The organism is Neisseria sp. HMSC70E02 (assembly GCF_001838645.1).
GTDB lineage: Bacteria > Pseudomonadota > Gammaproteobacteria > Burkholderiales > Neisseriaceae > Neisseria > Neisseria macacae.
The window spans coordinates 1-18260 of sequence record NZ_KV838084.1 but is presented as its reverse complement, the minus strand read 5'-3'; the positions used below and the strand labels follow the sequence as shown (position 1 = coordinate 18260).

The following is an 18260-nucleotide window of genomic DNA, read 5'->3' as shown; positions in this document are numbered from 1 at the left end:
GTATTGTACTATTTTGTTTTTAATTTACTATAATATCGACCACACGCCCGCGCAGGCCGTTCACTTCAATATAGTCGCCGACCGAATATTGTTTCGTTACCGAGCGCAAGATGCTGCCCGACAAACACATAATCAGTTCCTTCGTCGCCACCACAATCGCTGCCGCTACGGCAAACATCGACAGCGCCAGCGTCTGGATTTGAGTCGCCCAAATTACCGCCAGCCCGAAAATCGTTAAAATCAGCGTCAGATTGCGGCTGAGTACCAAGGAGCGGCGTTTTTCCTCGATGCTGTAATGCGGGTGGCGGCGCAGATACAGGTTCAGCAAAACGCCCCGCAAAACCAGCAGCGCCATGACCATCAGCACCGATTCCACCACTTCCTCGCGTACTGGCAGAGTATGCAGCCATTGCCGTACTGTGTCCCACATAGTGTAAAAATCCTATATTTATCTTGATATTGTTTTCAGACGACCTATACACATCATCGGCACGGACTGCCGGGCCGCCTAAGAAATGACATTATAAATGATAACGAATGGGGAGGTCGTCTGAAACATCCGCAAGAGTCATAACATCGAAATGGCGCGTTCAGACGACCTTTAAAGCCTATAATGATATACCGTAACACTATGTTAATAAAGAAGAAATTGTTTACCGGACTGCCAAAAAAGGATAACATAGAGACCGTAACCTAAAGGGTTTGAATTAACCATCGATAACGAGGAATCAAAATGACTTGCAAAATCCACGATCATCACGACCATACCCATGGCGCCGGTTGCGGCCATACCGCCATCAAACATGACGACCACACCGACTATCTGCACGACGGCCACCTGCACCACGAACACAACGGTCATTACGACGAACACAGCTTAAGCGTCAATGAAACCAACCCTGACGGCTGCCATCCCGTCGATACCTGCAACGGTCACGTTCACGGCGAAGGCTGCGGCCACGAAGCCGTACCGCACGGCGATCACACCGACTACATCGTCAACGGCCGCCTGCACCACCAACACGGCGACCACTGCGACGATCACGGTCCGGTCGAGATTGTGAAGTAAGCGCAATAGAAGCGGTTTCTTCTGAAATAAGCGTTAAGAACAAAAGGTCGTCTGAAAATGCTGCTTCCGTAAAAACGGAATGGTGTTTTCAGACGACCTTTTGTGTTTTCCATCTTATTGGAAAGGCGGGAAGAGGAGGGGTATAGTGGATTAAATTTAAATCAGGACAAGGCAACGAAGCCGCAGACAGTACAGGTAGTACGGTAAGGAGAGGTAACGCCGTACTGGTTTAAAGTTAATCCACTATAAATGGCTTTATTTTTTGTTTGTTAAACCAGGTTCTATTAGATAGTTATGTTCTATCGTTTATAATTTTAATAAGTCCGATAAACTATCATCTTCTTCTGTTGCAACCGTATATTTCTCTTGCGCCCATTCACCTAAGTCAATCAATCGGCAACGTTGACTGCAAAAAGGCCGGTATTTGCTCTCTTCATTCCATATCACCGGCTTTTGACAGGTCGGACATTTTACAGTCGTTACTTCAGTCATTATTTGTTCCTTACAAATCATTTATGCTTTGTCTGTTGATTGAAATATTTCACGTTAGGGCAATGATGTACCAAATTTCGAGTTGCCGGAATATCCCAGATAAAACCTATGCAGTCCCTGAATTTTTTGGGTCAATTCAGATAAAGTCCCTTCATTTTCTAAGACATCATCTGCATAGAGCAGCCGCGTTTTGCGGTTGGCCTGAGTGTTCATAATGCGCTTGATCTCTTCTGTATTCAAACCGCTTCTTTGCTGAACGCGAAGAATTTGGGTTGCTTCAGAAACGTCGATAACCAATACTCTATCGACAGCCGCTAAAAATTCCGGATTTTCAATCAGCAAAGGTACATCGATGATGCCGTATGCTGCGTTAGGATAGCGGGTTTTTGCCGATTTGATTTCATTTAAAATCAAAGGCAGCAACACCTCCTCCAATTCTTTTTTGGCTTGAGGTCGTCTGAAAACCAGATCCCTCAAAGCAGCACGGTTCAGACTGTTTTGGGTATGAAAAACCTTGTCGCCAAAAAGACGGCGGATAGCCGGTAATGCTATACCGTTATCCGCCGTCAGGTTTCGACTCAGGGCGTCGGCATCAATGTGCGGGACACCCAAATCAGAAAAGATTTTTGCTGCTTGAGATTTCCCGCTGCCGATACCGCCTGTCAAACCTATCCATAAAGTCATATTAAAACCCTGATTTGGTCAGCCACCAAGTGACGGCACGATGTACCGGCTCGTTAGCTACCAAAATAATCCAGCCGGCAATAGCCAAACTCGGACCGAATGCAAAATATTGTCCTTTGGCAACACGTCCGATAATCGCACCAATCAGACCAATTAACGCTGCCATAAAGACCAATACAGGTAAAATGCCGACACCAAGCCATGCACCTAGTGCAGCCAGCAATTTAAAATCGCCGTTACCCATACCGATTTTTCCAGTCAAAAGCTTATAGATAAAACACAACAGCCATAAGCTCATATAGCCGAAAACCGCGCCTAAAACGGCAGATTTTAATGGCACGAATGTGCTGTTTAAATTAAACAGCAAACCTAACCATATCAACGGCAGGGTCAGGTTGTCAGGTAAATATTGAGTATCTGCATCGATAAAGGTCAATGCAATCAATAGCGCGGTCAATATCAACCCACCGAATGCCGCCATCGTCCAGCCATATTGCCACGCCACAACACCAAACAATATGCCGGTCAATAATTCGATTAAGGGATAACGGATGCTGATAGGTGTTTTACACGAACCACATTTACCGCCAAGCATCAGATAACTGAAAATCGGAATATTTTGCCAAGCCTTTACCGGGGCATGACACTTAGGGCAGCGGGAATCCGGTTTCATCAAATTGAATGGTTGCTGCTCTTCTTCCGTTAATTCAAGTTGCAAATGCTCTTTCGCAAACTGAGTCCAGCCACGTTCCATCATAACAGGAACGCGGTAAATGACGACATTAAGGAAACTTCCGATCAACAAACCAACAACGACAGATAATGGAATAGCAAATGGCGCTAATGTATCCAAAGATTCCAACATATTAACCTACTACGTTACCGAGGTTAAACAGCGGCAGATACATTGCTACCAACAATGTTCCGATGATGGCGCCTAAAACTACCATAATGATGGGCTCCATCAGTGAGGATAATTGTGCTACAGAGTTATCAACTTCATCTTCGTAAAATTCAGCAGCCTTATTCAACATATCATCAAGGGAACCGGATTCTTCACCAATAGCGGCCATTTGAATAACCATATTGGGGAACATATCCGTACTTTGCATACTCGAAGTCAAAGAAAGACCTTGAGTAACTTTCGCACGAATGTCTTGTGTTGCCTCCTCATAAAGGATATTACCGGCTGCTCCTGCTACTGAATCTAAAACTTCTACCAAAGGTACGCCTGCGGCAAACAAGGTGGAAGTGGTACGAGCCCACCGAGCAATAGTCGCTTTACGGACAATCGGACCAAAAATTGGTAAACGTAAGATCATTGCATCTATGCGTTTTTGGAAACTTGTTGATTTTTCATGTAGTTTATAAACACCAAAACAAACGGCAATAAAGATAACGATCATCAGCCATCCATATTCCACAAAAATTTTGGAAATATCCATAACAATTTGGGTTAAGTCAGGCAGTTTCGCTCCCATGCTTTCGTAAACCTTACCAAATTCAGGCAATACCCAGCGCATCATCACAAAAATCAATGCTATTGCAACAACAATAATAGAAATTGGGTACGTCAGCGCAGTCTTCACTTTTTTCTTAATGGCTTGCGTTTTCTCTTTATATACAGCAAGTTTATCCAACAGGCTTTCCAAAACACCGCCAGCTTCGCCAGCCGCAATCAGATTGCAATAAAAACGGTCGAAATATTTTGGATATTTGGCAAATGATTTACCTAATGCACTACCTTGTTCCACATCTGCACGGACTTGCATCAACATTTCAGTCATGGATGGGTTGGAGTGTCCGCGTGCGACAATTTCAAAAGCCTGCATTAAAGGCAGACCTGCTTTCATCATGGTGGCGAGTTGACGGGTAAAGACAGTAATGTCTTCCTGAGTAATACGACGCTTTTTAGTTGCCTTTACCTTACTGATACGTAAAGGGCGTATCCCGCGGCGTTGGAGCTTTTTACGCGCTTCTTCTTCGTCTTTGGCGACTACTTCGCCTCGGACCAATTGATCCGTATTGGTATTTTTACCTTCAAACGTAAAACGTTTGCCTTTATTTTTTTGAGCGAATAAGCCTCTTTTTTGCTCTGCTTGAGCCATTTTGTTACCCCTTGGTTTAATGTTTAAGAATGAAGAAAACAAAAGTCCCCGTATTTCTTCGATTCAATGGTTTAATCGTTAGTGTGAGCAATCACTTCTTCTAATGAAGTCAACCCTTGCATAACTTTTAATAAGCCTGCACGGCGTAAATCGACCATGCCTTCTTTATAGGCCATGTTCATAATATCAACTTCCGTACCATTATTCATAATGACACGTTGCATTTCCTCGGTAATCGGCATTACTTCGTAGACACCGACACGGCCTTTAAAGCCTTTACCACGACAACTATCGCAACCGACAGGACGGTAGAGTTTCCAATCCTTTACTAAATCCTCATCTGTAAATCCTGCTTTTTTTAATGCGGGAACTGGAGGACGTTCAACCTCACGCTTACAGCTCGAACACAGACGACGCAATAGTCGTTGCGCCATAATTAAGCTGACGGAACTGGCAATGTTGAATGGGGCAACCCCCATGTTCAACATACGGGATAGGGTCGCAGGCGCGTTATTGGTATGCAACGTTGAAAACACCATATGTCCGGTTTGTGCCGCTTTGATGGCAATATCCGCGGTTTCCAAGTCCCGAATCTCACCTACCATGATAATGTCAGGGTCTTGTCGCAAGAAAGATTTCAAGGCCGCAGCAAAAGTCAAACCTTGTTTATCATTGACGTTGACTTGGTTGATGCCGGGCAAATTAATCTCGGCCGGGTCTTCTGCGGTGGAAATATTGACGTCTTCTGTATTTAAAATATTCAAGCAAGTATAAAGTGATACGGTTTTACCGGAGCCTGTCGGACCTGTTACCAATACCATGCCATAAGGCCGATGAATAGCCTCAAGCAGCATTTCTTTTTGGAAGGGTTCGAATCCCAGTTGGTCAATATTTAAAGTTGCTGCATCAGAATTCAGAATACGCATTACCACTTTTTCGCCAAAAAGCGTAGGTAACGTACTTACACGAAAATCAATGGGGCGACCGTGTTTATGGAAAGCAATCTGAATACGACCATCTTGCGGTACGCGTTTTTCCGAAATGTCCAAACGCGCCATTACTTTGATACGTGAAGCCAGCTGTCCGCGTACAGCAACAGGGGGTTGAACCACTTCCCTTAGCTGTCCATCTACACGAAAACGGACACGAGCCATTTGTTCATAAAATTCGAAATGTATATCGGATGCGCCTGCATTTAGTGCATCTGATAAAGTTTTGTGAATAAAGCGTGGAATAGGCCCATCTTCAGCCTCTTCGTTGTCAATATAAAGCGCCTGAGAGGGCTGGGCAGCTTCTTGTTCTTCACTAATTTCTTTTAAGATAGTGGTAGAACGTTGTCCTAACCATTCTAAAAGGGAGCTTAACTGATCGTCAGGTACGACAACCAAATCTATCGTAACACCTGAAGAAAAAGTGATTTTTTGGAAGTTTTGGATTTGTGTCGGGTCTGATACGGCCAGATAAACTTTACGGCCGCGACGAAATATGGGTATGCATCGATTTTGAACCATCTGTTCTTCGCTTAAAACATCAGTTATGACATTGCTGCGAGGATAATGATGCAAATCCAATAAGGGGTAGCTGAATACACGTGCAACTAATTCTCCTAAACTTCTAGGAGAGATGATGCCGTCCGCAAAAAGCATGGGTAAGATTTCTTTCCCTGATTTCAAGGCATTGCCGTAATGTTCAGCTTGTGCATTTGTAATGGTCTGGCTTTGAAGCAGTACGCGTAATAGTCCGATACTCATTATTCAATTATCCATTTCTTGTATAACCTTTTATACAGTAAATATTTTCAGGCATCATGCCGATGAAATATCTTACAAAAAGGAGATCCCCATTGGTTACTTGATATTTTGTATTTAACTGTATTAAAAGGAAATTTTATTTTAAGTGTTTTTATTTATTGTTAGGGAATAATATGATATTCCGATGGTATGTGCAATCCCTTATTTATGCAGAATATTATAGGGAGGGTAGTTTGGAAATTTTTAGGGAGTCGCTATTATAAGGCAAACAATACAGTTGCAACACTTCTCGGCGGAACTTTGTATGAGACTCTCTTAGAGTGATTGCTTTGGATGCTGTTTCTAGCGGGATAATTTGGTGGTATTTAAGAGACAGTATGGTGGGGATAGACCACATGTAGGTCGTCTGAAAACTAAAAATGCGAAAAGCCGAATCATGTTTGAGTACATGATCCGGCTTTGATTTGATATGAGCGACTATTTCAGCAAATTAAAAATAGAGACTCAGTTCATTAGTCGATAATTTATTGGCGAATACGAGTTTGCGCGGGTGCAGGTGCAACTTCGCGAATAATGACTTCACGAACAACTTGAGGTTCTGCTTTTTTCGGACCGCAGCCTTCAGGCATCCAATAGAATGATTGGGCATTTTTGTCTTTATCAAACAGAATTTTGAATTGGCAAGTTTTGTGTTCGCCATTTTCACGGTAGTTGAACAAGTAGTCCCACTCGCGCACGCCATAAAGACCTTCTTGGAAGTGAGGACGTCCAATCAGTTCATAGATTTGGTCTTTATTCATGCCGGCTTCAATTTGACGGACATTATCCCAGTTTGGCCAAGAGCCATGTTGAGTACCATCGTGACGCAGGGTGGTTTTTGCTGCATCAGGCCATACGGGATTGTCAGTAGTGCCTTCTTTGCTAACTTTGCTCAGATTACCACAGGCTGCCAAGGAGAGTGCTGCAATCGCAGGCAATACAAATTTCGATAATTTCATGTTTTTTCCTTTTATATCAAATCTTTGATAGATGGAGATGATTTTAAACCATCCCCTCTAGGTCTTACCATTGGTAGCCGACGCTTCCGCCCCAGTTGACATCTTTGCGGGTGTTCACGCTTACGCCGGTTTTGATAGACCATTTGTTGTTATCGGAATTATGTGCATAACCAACAGCAATTGCTTGTTGACCACGATAGCCACCTACAGCTGCAGAAACGATACTTTTACCTGCTTCGTTCGGACGTTGCAGGAAGCCGATTGCAGTAGCACCAGCGATACCTGCACGCAGGTCTTTGTTCATATCGTTGATACGGTCTTGGAGGTTATTGATAACGATGGTGTTGCCGTTTGTTTGTGCGGCTACTTGGTACAGTTGGCTGCCGTTGATGGCATCTGTGCTGGTAGGTGTGATACGGCCGGCTGCAACATTGGTGATTGTGCGTTCGTTACCTGCTGAGCCTACACTTACTGTAGATGTAGGATTAGTACCGGCAAAACCACTGTAAGTTACGCCGTTTACAGTAGCGCTGTTAGTGCCTACTGCAGCAGAAGTAGTAGAATTTGCGCCTAAAGCAACAGAGTATTCATCACTTGCAATCGCTCCGCGACCGATAGCGACAGAAGAGCCGCCTTTAGCTTGGGCCTGCAGACCAGAAGCTACGCTGGCGTTTCCAGTAGCTTGGGAAGCAGGACCTGTTGCAACAGAGTAGTTGCCGCTGGCGACGGAAGAAGAACCTACTGCAGCCGCAGAAGTGCCGCTGGCTTGAGCTTTTTGACCTACTGCAACGGTGTAAGCGCCTGTTGCTTGAGTACCTTGTCCGACAGCGGTGGATGCAGGAGCTGTAGCATTAGAGCCGGAGCCAAATGCGGTAGAAGACAAGCCTTCAGCGACAGAGGAAGAACCTACTGCAGTGCTGCTGTTGCCTTTTGCGGCAGCTTGGCGACCGATGGCGGTAGCTGCATTAGCAGTTGCATTGGCGCCTTGACCGAAAGCTGCAGCGGCAGTGCCTTCAGCTTTGGAGAGTGTGCCAACTGCAGTGGCGGATTCATGTTCAGCAGTGGTTTCAGTACCAATTGCAACGGTGCTGTGGCTTTTTGCACTGGCTTGAACGCCGACAGCTACACCGTAACGGCCAGTTGCGCCCTTGCTGTCATAGTTGCCGCGGACGGGTTCGTTGTTATCGTTAATGCTTACATATGAAGCATTTGTCAGCGCTGCTGCAAATGCAGGCGAAGCAGAAACAAGACCTGCAGCTGCCAATGACAAAGCCACTGTTTTGTTGAGCGCGGTAAAACGATTCATGTGTGTTTTGTGTTTCATAATTATCTCCCTGATAAAAACACATAAATAATAATATGGATGAATCTATATATTTTGCATATTTTAATTGACAAATATATGCCGTTTATCTAATATGCATACCACTGGTCATCGAGCAGTAGTAAAATACATAAAATTTTATTTCTAAAAAATAAAATTGATTCAGAAAACAAATGGTTCGAAGCACGATTTGCTACTTCGTACATGATCACCATTATATGAAGTTCCTTATTTTGTATTTATTATTTTTTTTTATCAAATATTAACTTCATTATAAAAAAACAATCGATTTCCTCATTATCTATATGTAATATATAACAAAAAAAATAATAACACATATAATATATTTATGTTTTTTGATTTATTTTGGTTTTAAATTGCGTTTTTTGCTTTTTAGTTAATTAAAAATATCTTATTTGTTCGGTTTGGTCATTGTTGAAATCAAGCGTTGCATTTTATATATTTAATATGGTAGGAAATTTTATATGAAGATATATTTTTTCTACTGGAAATGATATTTTTCTTTTTTGTCTCTCTGTTAATTATTCCATAGATTTGTGTTGTATTTTCGATACTTGTGCCATGGTGTGGATAAGAGGTGTTTTTGTTTGGATGGTATATATTGGGATAAGCTGAGATTTGTAAAGACAATCTGAGTTTTCAGACGACCTTTTAGTCAAAAATAAAGCCCGATTATTGCAATCGGGCTTTATTGGTTTGTGGTTGTATCATTCAATCACGATTTTCGGGAAGCGGCTGCTGAAATCTTTGCCTTTGTCTGCAATGGTCAGGGCGATTTGGAAGGCTGCGTCGGTATAGATTTTGGCAATGGTAGGATGTTCGTCAAACAATTGTTTCGCCGCGCCGCCATCCATTGCTTCGCGTACGGGCAGGCTTAACGGAAGCTGTCCGAGCAGCGGGACATTCAGACGACCTGCCAGGTTTTTGCCGCCTTCCGAACCGAAAATAGCTTCGGTGTGGCCGCAGTTGGAGCAGATATGTACCGACATGTTTTCCAGTACGCCGAAAATCGGAATATTGACTTTGTGGAACATATCGACTGCTTTGCGCGCGTCAATCAGGGCGATGTCTTGCGGCGTGGTAACGACGACCGAACCGGTTACAGGGATTTTCTGCGACAGGGTGAGCTGGATATCGCCTGTACCCGGCGGCAGGTCGATGAAGAGGTAGTCCACTTCATCCCACTCGCTTTGGAACATCAACTGCTGCAAGGCTTGGCTGACCATCGGGCCGCGCCAAACGACGGCTTGGTCGGTATCGACCAGAAAGCCGATGGACATCACTTGGATGCCGCTGTCGGCTTCGACGGGAATCAGTTTTTTGTTTTGTTGGTCAGGTTTGCGGTCTTGCACGCCCAACATGGTCGGTTGGCTCGGACCGTAGAGGTCGGCATCCAGTACGCCCACTCGCGCGCCCATGCGTGCCATGGCGGTGGCAAGATTGGCGGTGGTGGTGGATTTGCCGACACCGCCTTTGCCGGATGCAACGGCGATAATGTTTTTGACGCCTTTGATGGTGGCAACGCCGGGCTGTACTTTGTGCGTTGTGATTTCCGTGTCGATGCTGAGGTGGATATGCGTGTCGCCCGTGATGCCGATGACGGCTTCTTGCAGGCTGTTGGCGATGTCGGCGGCGATGTGGCCGACGGGGAATCCGAATTTCAGTCCGATATGGAGGCCGTCGGAACGTTCTTCCAACAGTTGGACGGCTTTTTCACTGCCGAGCGTGCGTTCGGTACCGGGGATTTTTACTGCTTCCAGTGCAGTTTGAATGGCTGCGATATTCATGGCGTATCTCTGGTTGATAGGGAACGATAATTGAATGAAGGATGATTCATGTTTGGTGTGTTAAATACAGGAAATACGGTAGGTATGGAATGAAAGATACGGATCCATATTTCAGGAAAAATGCGTGAGTGCTGTAATAAATTTTCTTACAATAAAAACTGTATCTAAAGTCATCAAAATTAATTTGAATATTATTAAAAATATAGAGTTTTTATACAATAAATTATCAGGTTGGTCATGATATTTTATGTAATTATATTTCTGAACTTTATATTATGTCTCAATGAATATAAATGAGCTGAGTGGTGAATGTTAATCCCAATTTGCGGCAAGTTCATTTGCTATTTTGAGTCGTTCTGTAGTGCCGACATCCAGCCATAATCCATTGTGTTGCTCGCCGGTAACGCGGTGTTGGTTCATGGCTTCCCGCAATAGAGGCGCGAGTTTGGCGATTTGGTTGGGTGGTGTATTTTGGAAAAGGTCGGGGTGGTATATGCCTATGCCGCTGAAGGTTAGTGCGATTCCTTCGGTTTTATTGGAGTGTACCTGTCCATCGGAGGAAATGGAAAAATCGCCCTCCGGATTGTGCGGGGGATTGGGAACCAACCAAATATGTGCCAGTAGGTTGGATGTTTGTAGGGATGTGGCAGCCTGTCGGGCGGCGTTGAAGTCGATATCGGTCAAAACATCTCCGTTGATGACAAGGAAAGGGGCGTCGCCCAGTAAGGGTAGAGCGGTGGCGATTCCGCCGGCGGTCTCCAGTCCGCCTGTCGATTCGGGAGAGTAGGCTATGCTGATTCCGTATTGTGCGCCGTTACCAAGTGTGGCTTCGATTTGTTCGCCTAGCCATGCGTGATTGATGACGATTTCGGTGAAACCTGCATTTTTCAGACGACGTATATGCCAGCCGATGAGTGGTTCGCTGCCGACTTTTAGAAGTGGTTTGGGTGTGTGGTCGGTCAGGGGGCGCATCCTTTCTCCGCGTCCTGCTGCCAGTATCATTGCTTTCATGGCTGTCCTTGTTTGGGATGGGATTATATAGTGGCTTAACTTTAAACCAGTACGGCGTTACCTCGCCTTAGCTCAAAGAAAACGATTCTCTAAGGTGCTGAAGCACCAAGTGAATCGGTTCCGTACTATCTGTACTGTCTGCGGCTTCAGCCGCCTTGTCCTGATTTAAAGTTAATCCACTATAGTCATTTGATGTGAAAGTATACAGTGTTGTGCCGTCAGGATTCAAAGGGAATGATACTTTGGTTATCGGTGTATTGATTGGTCGTTGATGAGGGGATGCGGAATCAATGGGTCGTCTGAAAACGAAGATGGGTTTTCAGACGACCTTGTGTTTAGGCCAATGATTTGAATTGTCGGCGGAAATACAGTAGCGCCGGGTTGTCGGTGTGGGTAGTGGTGATTTCATCGATGCGGACATAAAAGATGAAATGTGTGCCGATTTCGTGTTGATCAATAATGTGACCGTGTAAATGGGTCAGTGCGCCTTCAACTTCGAGTTGGCCGGTTTGCCCTCTATGCCAAATGTGGTATTCGAAGCGTTCTTCGGGGGAAAGGTTGGTGAGTCCTGCGAAGTGTTCGGCGACGTCTTGCTGATTTTCTGACAGGGTGTTGATACAGAGGTTTCGGTTTGCCTGCAATATGGGAATGATGCCTGCCTGCCGGTTGATACATAACATAACGGTAGGCGGCTCGTCGGTAATCGGCGCTACGGCTGTCATGGTAATGCCGTAACGTCCGGACTGTCCGTCTGTGGTAATAACATGGACGCCTGCGGCACAGGATGCCATAGCATCGCGGAATGGACTCTTGAGTGTGTGTGTGGAATCTGTCATTCAGTTTCTTTTATTTTAGTGCCTGCTCAATTTGCGCGAGCTGGCGCAAAAGCTCTTTCAATTCGAGCATTTTTTCTTTGGATAAGATTTTTTCGATGGCGTCATAGCGTTCATCCACTTGTGCGCCTATGGTTTCGTACAGTTTTTCGCCTTCTTGGGTCAGCTTCAGGTAAACGCGGCGCTGGTCGTTAGAGGGTTTCAGGCGTACCGCCAAGCCTGCTTTTTCCAGTCGGGTCAGGATGCCGGTCAGGCTGGGACGTAAGATGCAGGCTTGGTTGGCGAGATCTTGAAAGTCTAATGTGCCGTTTTCTGCCAGAAGGCGGATGATACGCCATTGCTGGTCGGTAATATTGGCTTGGTTCAAAATAGGGCGGAATTGTGTCATCAACGCTTCTCGGGCTTGAATCAGTCCAATATTGATAGATGCATGTTTAGATTGGTTGGGCATTATAAGTCTCCATTGTTATCAAAAATCAAACCGTTGAAGCGCGAGGCGGGTATGCAAAAAGCATTTTTTCATTATAAGCTGCTATTGAAGCGGCAAGGATATATGGGAACAAAAACATCATTGTTTGGGTATGTTGGGAATACGCTAAACAGTTTGTTTTGATAATAATGTTCCCAAGTTTTCTTATAATCCTATCTTAGTCTATTTTCTGCGCAATCTCAACAAAATCATCAAGTACGGATTTTTTGGGTAATTCGTTTCTTTAAAAAACAAATATATTTTGAAGCGATGGATATGCCGTATGGTATTTGAGTTCTTTATATTTTAAGGATTTTAAGCGAGAGGACGTGCTGCCAGCTGAAATCGGCAACGCCGACGGAGAGGCTGACGATAAAGAGTACCGCCAGCGCCAGCAGGTTCGACAGGTTGAAATAAGAAGATTTCGGAGACATAGGTTCGGTGGGGACGGGTTTCAGACGGCCTCAAACGGTCATCGGGGCCGTCTGAAAAACAAAAACGAAAACCGACGGCGCGTCCGGTCAGTATTCTGACAGCGGTTTTTCCGGGTCGTAGCCGCCGTTGCTTTCCTTAACGACGGCCTGCCCGCAGATAATGTGTTCGCCGTCGAACGTGAGGGTGGGGTTGCCGTACAGCTCCCAGCCGTTTTGCAGGGCTTCGGTAACGCGGCGGCAGAATGAGGCGTCGTCCGGTCCGGTGAGGTAGCGGTAGAGTTTCATGAGCGGTTTCTCCAGTGTGAAAACATTTTCAGACGACCTCAAAAGCAGGACGGGGCCGTCTGAAACAGTATAGTGAAATATCTAAAAAACAGTAACGACCATATTCAGTAATTTACTCTTTCCGAGCGGCGGAAAAGGGACAAGATTGCCGTTGCGGCGCACAGGCCGTCTGAAACCCCACTGCTTGCCTTGCCAGATTCCGCACTATCGGTTTATTCGGCGGCGTTAAACGCTTCCGTTACCTGTTTGGACGCATTCAGCAATTCCTGGGTGCCGCCTGCGGCAAGTAGACCACCTGTCCCTTTTTTCAAGCCGTCATTTCGGCCACCAGCGGATTGTCCAAAACGTCTTTGGCTGCCTTGCCTTCCTCGCCGATGGCGGCAGAACGGTCCAGCACAAACAACCAGTCGGGATTGGTTTTTTTAATGTATTCGAACGTAACGGGCTGGCCGTGGTTGCCTTTTTCCTTGATGGAGGAGTCGGCGGCAGGTACGCCGATGTCTTGGTGAAGTCAGCCGTCCAGGCGCGAGCCGGTGCCGAAGGCGGACATCTTGCCGCCGTTGACCAGAATTACAAGCCCCTTGCCCAGGGCGGCGGCCTTGGCCGCTTCAAACGAAGCGTTGATTTCCGCTTTCAATTTGTCCGCCTCCGCCTGTTTGCCGAAAATCTGAGCCAGCGCGTCGATGCGCTCTTTCGCACTGTCTTTCAGGTGCATAGGGGTTTGGTCAGTAGAAGAGGTTCATCAGCCAGATTCTGCTGCGCAATCCCCAATAGCTGCTCAATCCTGAGGTGTGATGTATCATTTTTCCGTTTTTAATCAAAATGATGGTCGGGGTGACGGCAATTTTCCAGTTGACTGCCAATTGGTCGTCTGAATCGTTGACTGTCGGGAATTGCAGTTGATGTTCCTTCATATAGGATTGAATCTCTGTATCGGAGCCGGAATGTACGGCGACACCGAGCGTAGGAATACCGTTTTGATGTAGGCGATCGATTGTCGGGGATGTGTATGAGCAGATATGGCACCATGTTCCCCAAAAATAGACAACGGCAACACGTTCCTTGCTGAGTGTTTCGAGCGAAGTGCTGCTTCCATTGATAACACGGAGGGATTCTGATGAGGCTTGCATCGGTTGATTGGGTTTGCGCCACCAGTCAACGGCTACGGAAATCAGAATAAAGAGGAGGAGGGCTTGGATAAGGGATTTTAGATAAGGTAAGAGTCGTTTCATGTGGTGTCTGCATAAAACAGGCTGAATAGAAAGGAATCCGCATGTGCGACTACAAGATTGGCTTGCGGGCGTCGTCTGCGGCTTGCCGCCTTGCATCGGCAGATGAGGCATTCCTTAATAAACAGCCTGTCTGTATTTGAATCGTTGAGCTACGATATCAAAGTTTATCACTTATTATGAGGCTCAACGGTTTTTAATCTGGCGCGTATAAATGGCTAAAATAATGACGGCAAATACGGTGGAGGCAATCCATCCCGCCGGTTCGCCGACGCGATACCAGCCCACTTGTTGTCCGACAAAACCGGCCAACGCGGAACCGCCTATGCCTAGTAGGGTGGTCATGATGAAGCCTAAGTTTTCTTTGCCCGGGTGTAGGAATTTTGCCAATACGCCGATTACAAATCCAATAATGATGGTGCTGATCCAACCCATATCTCTTGTCTCCTTGTGTGTTGTGAGGAATGTATGTGTGAAAATGCAGTATACAGGCTTGTTTTGTCCCGCTGTGCCATCTTTACAGTTTATAGCGTTGTCCCGTATGGGTAGGGCGGGCGGCGGTATTATAGTGGACTAACTTTAAACCAGTACGGCGTTACCTCGCCTTAGCTCAAAGAAAACGATTCTCTAAGGTGCTGAAGCACCAAGTGAATCGGTGCCGTACTATCTGTACTGTCTGCGGCTTCGGCGCCTTGTCCTGATTTAAATTTAATCCACTATATTAGCCAGCATTGATTCATGCTAAAAGGTCGTCTGAAATCTGTTTCAGACGACCTTTTGACTTGCCGGGGTAAATTCTGATTATTGGGCAGATTCAGCGTTTTCGGGAACTTCTTCAGAAACTTCTGAGGCAGCTTCGTTTTCTTGTTTCGACATGTCGTCGGCAGATGTTTCTTGCTTGGGGAGGCTGTTGGCATCAAATTTTTCAGAAGGCATGTTGTTCATTGGTGCTTCATATGCAGGCTGCCCAAAATTTTGTTGCTGCATTACTGCGGCAGGAAGGCGTGTCATTACAAAAAATACTAGCGGAATCATGATAATGAAACAAACCAGCATAAGCCACAAATAAGCTTGCATGAAGTGTTTGCGGTTTTTGTTACCGTCCCCAAATGCCCAGACAAATATCATGACAAGGCCTACGATAGGAATGGCGAGTATCAGGAATGTGATGAGCCAATCCTTGACGGTCATGACTGCAGTGTCGTTGGGTACATTAGGGTGTGGAGTGTTATTTTGATCCATGAATAAACTACCTGAATGAAAGTAAATGAATAGGTCGGCAGTGGGCGGTTTTAATTTCTAATGTTTTAAAATGTGCTGAATGTTAAAGCGGTGACGCTGTGTGGAATCATTTTGCACTTTTACCCGACTGCCCGGCGATTGCAACATATATTTTATCCCAGCTGCAAGGAGGGGAATGTTATCTTTCATTCCGTTTTCATGCAAGTGGGCGGGTGGCGGGATAAGGTATCGAGGTAGGATGTGTTGGATTTTGGGTCATATGTGGATGGGTTTTAATGGAATGGGGCGGCTTTGCCGTGTTCTATTAAATTCAATCCACTATGGGTAAGAAACTCAGAAGCGGGTTGATGAGATTGGGGGATGTGCGGGTTGGTGCTGCAAAAGGAAATTTAATGTAAAGGTCGTCTGAAAATAGGTTTTCAGACGACCTTTAGGATTGTGAACTATTCTGCGGCAGGTTTTACCGTGTTGCGGACATCGCCGCTTTTTTCTTTGTGTTTCAGCACTGCACGGTCGAGCTTGTCCATCAGAACATCAATGGCGGCGTACATATCTTGTTCAACGGCCTCGACGTGGAGGTCTTTGCCCGCCAGATGGATGTCTGCTTCAGCCTGTTGATTGAGTTTTTCCACGGAAAGGGTGATGGTAACGGAAATGGCGTTGGCTGCGTGGCGGTTGATGCGTTCCAATTTTTCGGAAACGTAGTTTTTGATGGCCTCGGTAACGTCGAAATTCAGACCGGTGATTTTCAGATTCATAATACAGCTCCTTCGGTGGGGTTCAGTCCGTCAGAAACGGAACGGGAAAACTGCGGTTTAAAACTGTCATTCGGTAAGTTTGCGTTTGTGTGCCGGCGGGATGTCGAGCGATTCCCTGTATTTGGCGACGGTGCGGCGGGCGATGTCTATGCCCTGTTGTTTGAGGAGGCGGACAAGGGTTTCGTCGGAATGGGGCTTGCTGCTGTCTTCGTTTTCGATAATCTGCCCCAAAACGGCTTTAATCGCGCCTTGGCTTAAGCCTTCTTTGTCGCCTTCGGAATTGACTGCCTGTGTGAAGAAATAGCGTAACGCAAATAGTCCGCGCGGGCAAGACAAATATTTTTGGTTGGCGGCGCGCGAAATGGTGCTTTCGGCAAGCCCCAATTCGGCGGCGGCGTCTTTCATGAGCATGGGTGCGAGTCCGATTTCGCCGAAGATGAAGAAGTCTTCCTGATTTTTGACGATGTATTCGGCAAGGCGGATGACGGTGCTTTTGCGCAGTTCGAGAGAGTCGATGCGCTGCTTGGCTTCGTTGATTTTTTCTTTCCATTCGGGCGCGCCGTCTTCTGCGGATTTCATGAGTTCGCAGTATTCGCGGTTGAGTTGCAGTTTGGGCCAGGCGGCTTCGTTGCCGATGACTTTCCAGCCGTCTTTGCCTTCTTTGACCCAAACGTCGGGCTGGATGTAGGCGGTCGGTTCGGAGGAGGCGAAACCGTAAGCGGGGTAGGGGTTGAGCGTGGCGATGATGTCGAGTGCGGCTTCTATGGTTTCGCTGTCGATTTCGGGAAAGAGTTTGCGGAAGCGGATGATGTTTTGTTTGCGGTTTTTGCCCAAATCGTGCAGCGAACTTTGGATGAGGTGGGCGGCCGCCTGACGCGCGGGGCTGGCGGGCAGGCGCATGAGTTGGAGCATCAGGGATTCGGTCAGGTCGGCGGCGGCAACGCCGGGCGGGTCGAAGGTCTGCAAAAGGTCGAGGGCGTTTTGCAGTTCGTCTTCGTCCAGCATCCATTCCAAGGGCGTGTTGTCGATAACGTCTTGAATGCTGTCGGTGAAATAGCCTTGGTCGTCCAGGAAGTCGATAAGGATGTGGACGTAGGCGGCTTCTTTGTCGGAAAGGGGGTGTTCGCACACTTGGGCGTGCAGGTATTGGTTGAAATCTTCTTCTTTGGCGATGTTGAGCCACGCGTCTTCGGCATCGTCGCCGCCGAGGTGGTTGCTGCGCGGCATGGTGGTGCCGTGATTGAACTCTGCGTCGGCAAATTCGTCGGCTTCGGGACGTTCGAGCAGGGGATTGTCCTGCAACCAGTCTTCGACCTCGCGTTCGAGTTCGATGCCGGACATTTGCAGGATGCGCAGGGATTGTTGCAGACGTTGGTTGAGTTGTTGGGTCTGCCTGAGTTTGAGGCCGAGTAAGGTCATGGTGCAATGTATGTTGATTGGTTTTATGGTGGATTGGATTTGAAGCGGCGCGGCTTGGCTTACATTACGCTGTCAACTGCTTCTTGTTCATCCACTATGTGATTTCAGACGACGTTTGGTTTGGTAAGGAGGCGAAGAAGGGTCGTCTGAACGGATTTTGCGGTGTGTTTATAGGCGTTTGGTCAACGCTTTTTATTTTTTATCCTAGATGTGTATTTCAACATTTTGTCTTGCCGCCGTCAACTGACGAGGCATGTTTGAAGATGGGTATCCGGATATTGATGATGTGGGTTGGAGATTCGTTTGTTGATAGTTTTTATAGTCAATTAAAATCAAAATAGGACAG

Annotated in this window: 18 protein-coding genes and 5 pseudogenes; 2 read left to right on the top strand and 21 right to left on the bottom strand. The window is 46.3% G+C overall.

Annotation, left to right across the window (positions count from 1 at the left end; all coding sequences use genetic code 11):
• Positions 1–31: 31 nt before the first annotated feature.
• Positions 32–430 (bottom strand): annotated as a pseudogene (locus HMPREF3277_RS06120) (mechanosensitive ion channel family protein); the annotation flags it as partial.
• Between the two features lie 303 nt (positions 431–733).
• Here HMPREF3277_RS06120 and HMPREF3277_RS06115 point away from each other — a divergent pair.
• Entirely contained in the window at positions 734–1069 is a 336-nt protein-coding gene (locus HMPREF3277_RS06115; RefSeq protein ID WP_049226098.1) for a hypothetical protein, read from the top strand.
• A gap of 141 nt (positions 1070–1210) precedes the next feature.
• A pseudogene (locus tag HMPREF3277_RS15265) lies at positions 1211–1273 on the top strand (transposase); the annotation flags it as partial.
• Between the two features lie 102 nt (positions 1274–1375).
• Here the strand turns inward: HMPREF3277_RS15265 and yacG are convergent.
• The 20 genes and pseudogenes from yacG to rpoN form a co-directional block, all read right to left on the bottom strand.
• A complete protein-coding gene (gene yacG, locus HMPREF3277_RS13665) occupies positions 1376–1561 on the bottom strand; it encodes a DNA gyrase inhibitor YacG (protein ID WP_003763805.1) in 186 nt (61 codons plus the stop codon).
• A gap of 54 nt (positions 1562–1615) precedes the next feature.
• The gene (coaE, locus tag HMPREF3277_RS06110) at positions 1616–2245 is read right to left on the bottom strand and encodes a dephospho-CoA kinase (RefSeq protein WP_070870367.1); all 630 of its coding nucleotides are present in this window, start codon (positions 2243–2245) and stop codon (positions 1616–1618) included.
• A gap of 1 nt (position 2246) precedes the next feature.
• Positions 2247–3110, bottom strand: coding sequence for a prepilin peptidase (locus tag HMPREF3277_RS06105; RefSeq protein ID WP_070870366.1), 864 nt, complete (start codon positions 3108–3110; stop codon positions 2247–2249).
• 1 nt (position 3111) lies between these two features.
• On the bottom strand, positions 3112–4353 hold the full coding sequence (locus HMPREF3277_RS06100; RefSeq protein ID WP_070870365.1) for a type II secretion system F family protein: 1242 nt from the start codon (positions 4351–4353) through the stop codon (positions 3112–3114).
• 71 nt (positions 4354–4424) lie between these two features.
• A complete protein-coding gene (pilB, locus tag HMPREF3277_RS06095) occupies positions 4425–6104 on the bottom strand; it encodes a type IV-A pilus assembly ATPase PilB (protein ID WP_070870364.1) in 1680 nt (559 codons plus the stop codon).
• Positions 6105–6628: 524 nt separating this feature from the next.
• A complete protein-coding gene (bamE, locus tag HMPREF3277_RS06090) occupies positions 6629–7102 on the bottom strand; it encodes an outer membrane protein assembly factor BamE (RefSeq protein ID WP_003757128.1) in 474 nt (157 codons plus the stop codon).
• 64 nt (positions 7103–7166) lie between these two features.
• Positions 7167–8426: a YadA family autotransporter adhesin gene (locus tag HMPREF3277_RS06085; protein ID WP_009312804.1), complete on the bottom strand. Its 1260-nt coding sequence runs from the start codon at positions 8424–8426 to the stop codon at positions 7167–7169.
• A gap of 728 nt (positions 8427–9154) precedes the next feature.
• A complete protein-coding gene (gene apbC / locus HMPREF3277_RS06080; protein ID WP_070870363.1) occupies positions 9155–10234 on the bottom strand; it encodes an iron-sulfur cluster carrier protein ApbC in 1080 nt (359 codons plus the stop codon).
• A 312-nt stretch (positions 10235–10546) separates the two neighbouring features.
• Positions 10547–11245 (bottom strand): N-acetylmuramate alpha-1-phosphate uridylyltransferase MurU, encoded by a 699-nt coding sequence (gene murU / locus HMPREF3277_RS06075; RefSeq protein WP_070870362.1) that lies wholly within the window; start codon positions 11243–11245, stop codon positions 10547–10549.
• A gap of 335 nt (positions 11246–11580) precedes the next feature.
• The gene (gene hpaC, locus HMPREF3277_RS06070) at positions 11581–12081 is read right to left on the bottom strand and encodes a 4-hydroxyphenylacetate 3-monooxygenase, reductase component (protein WP_003757120.1); all 501 of its coding nucleotides are present in this window, start codon (positions 12079–12081) and stop codon (positions 11581–11583) included.
• A gap of 10 nt (positions 12082–12091) precedes the next feature.
• Complete coding sequence (gene hpaR / locus HMPREF3277_RS06065) at positions 12092–12529, bottom strand: homoprotocatechuate degradation operon regulator HpaR (RefSeq protein ID WP_003757119.1); 438 nt, start codon at positions 12527–12529, stop codon at positions 12092–12094.
• A gap of 335 nt (positions 12530–12864) precedes the next feature.
• Positions 12865–12981, bottom strand: a pseudogene (locus tag HMPREF3277_RS06060) (iron ABC transporter); the annotation flags it as partial.
• Between the two features lie 87 nt (positions 12982–13068).
• Positions 13069–13266, bottom strand: a complete 198-nt coding sequence (locus HMPREF3277_RS06055) for a DUF1737 domain-containing protein (RefSeq protein WP_070870361.1) — start codon at positions 13264–13266, stop codon at positions 13069–13071.
• Positions 13267–13478: 212 nt separating this feature from the next.
• Positions 13479–13978 (bottom strand): annotated as a pseudogene (locus tag HMPREF3277_RS06050) (ABC transporter substrate-binding protein); the annotation flags it as partial.
• A 13-nt stretch (positions 13979–13991) separates the two neighbouring features.
• On the bottom strand, positions 13992–14498 hold the full coding sequence (locus HMPREF3277_RS06045; protein WP_070870360.1) for a protein disulfide oxidoreductase: 507 nt from the start codon (positions 14496–14498) through the stop codon (positions 13992–13994).
• Positions 14499–14681: 183 nt separating this feature from the next.
• A complete protein-coding gene (locus tag HMPREF3277_RS06040) occupies positions 14682–14930 on the bottom strand; it encodes a GlsB/YeaQ/YmgE family stress response membrane protein (RefSeq protein WP_070870359.1) in 249 nt (82 codons plus the stop codon).
• Positions 14931–15153: 223 nt separating this feature from the next.
• A pseudogene (locus HMPREF3277_RS15260) lies at positions 15154–15216 on the bottom strand (transposase); the annotation flags it as partial.
• Between the two features lie 80 nt (positions 15217–15296).
• Positions 15297–15737, bottom strand: coding sequence for a hypothetical protein (locus tag HMPREF3277_RS06035; RefSeq protein ID WP_070870358.1), 441 nt, complete (start codon positions 15735–15737; stop codon positions 15297–15299).
• Positions 15738–16180: 443 nt separating this feature from the next.
• The gene (raiA, locus tag HMPREF3277_RS06030; protein ID WP_003757098.1) at positions 16181–16495 is read right to left on the bottom strand and encodes a ribosome hibernation-promoting factor, HPF/YfiA family; all 315 of its coding nucleotides are present in this window, start codon (positions 16493–16495) and stop codon (positions 16181–16183) included.
• 66 nt (positions 16496–16561) lie between these two features.
• Positions 16562–17914, bottom strand: coding sequence for an RNA polymerase factor sigma-54 (gene rpoN / locus HMPREF3277_RS06025; protein ID WP_009312811.1), 1353 nt, complete (start codon positions 17912–17914; stop codon positions 16562–16564).
• Positions 17915–18260: the final 346 nt, after the last annotated feature.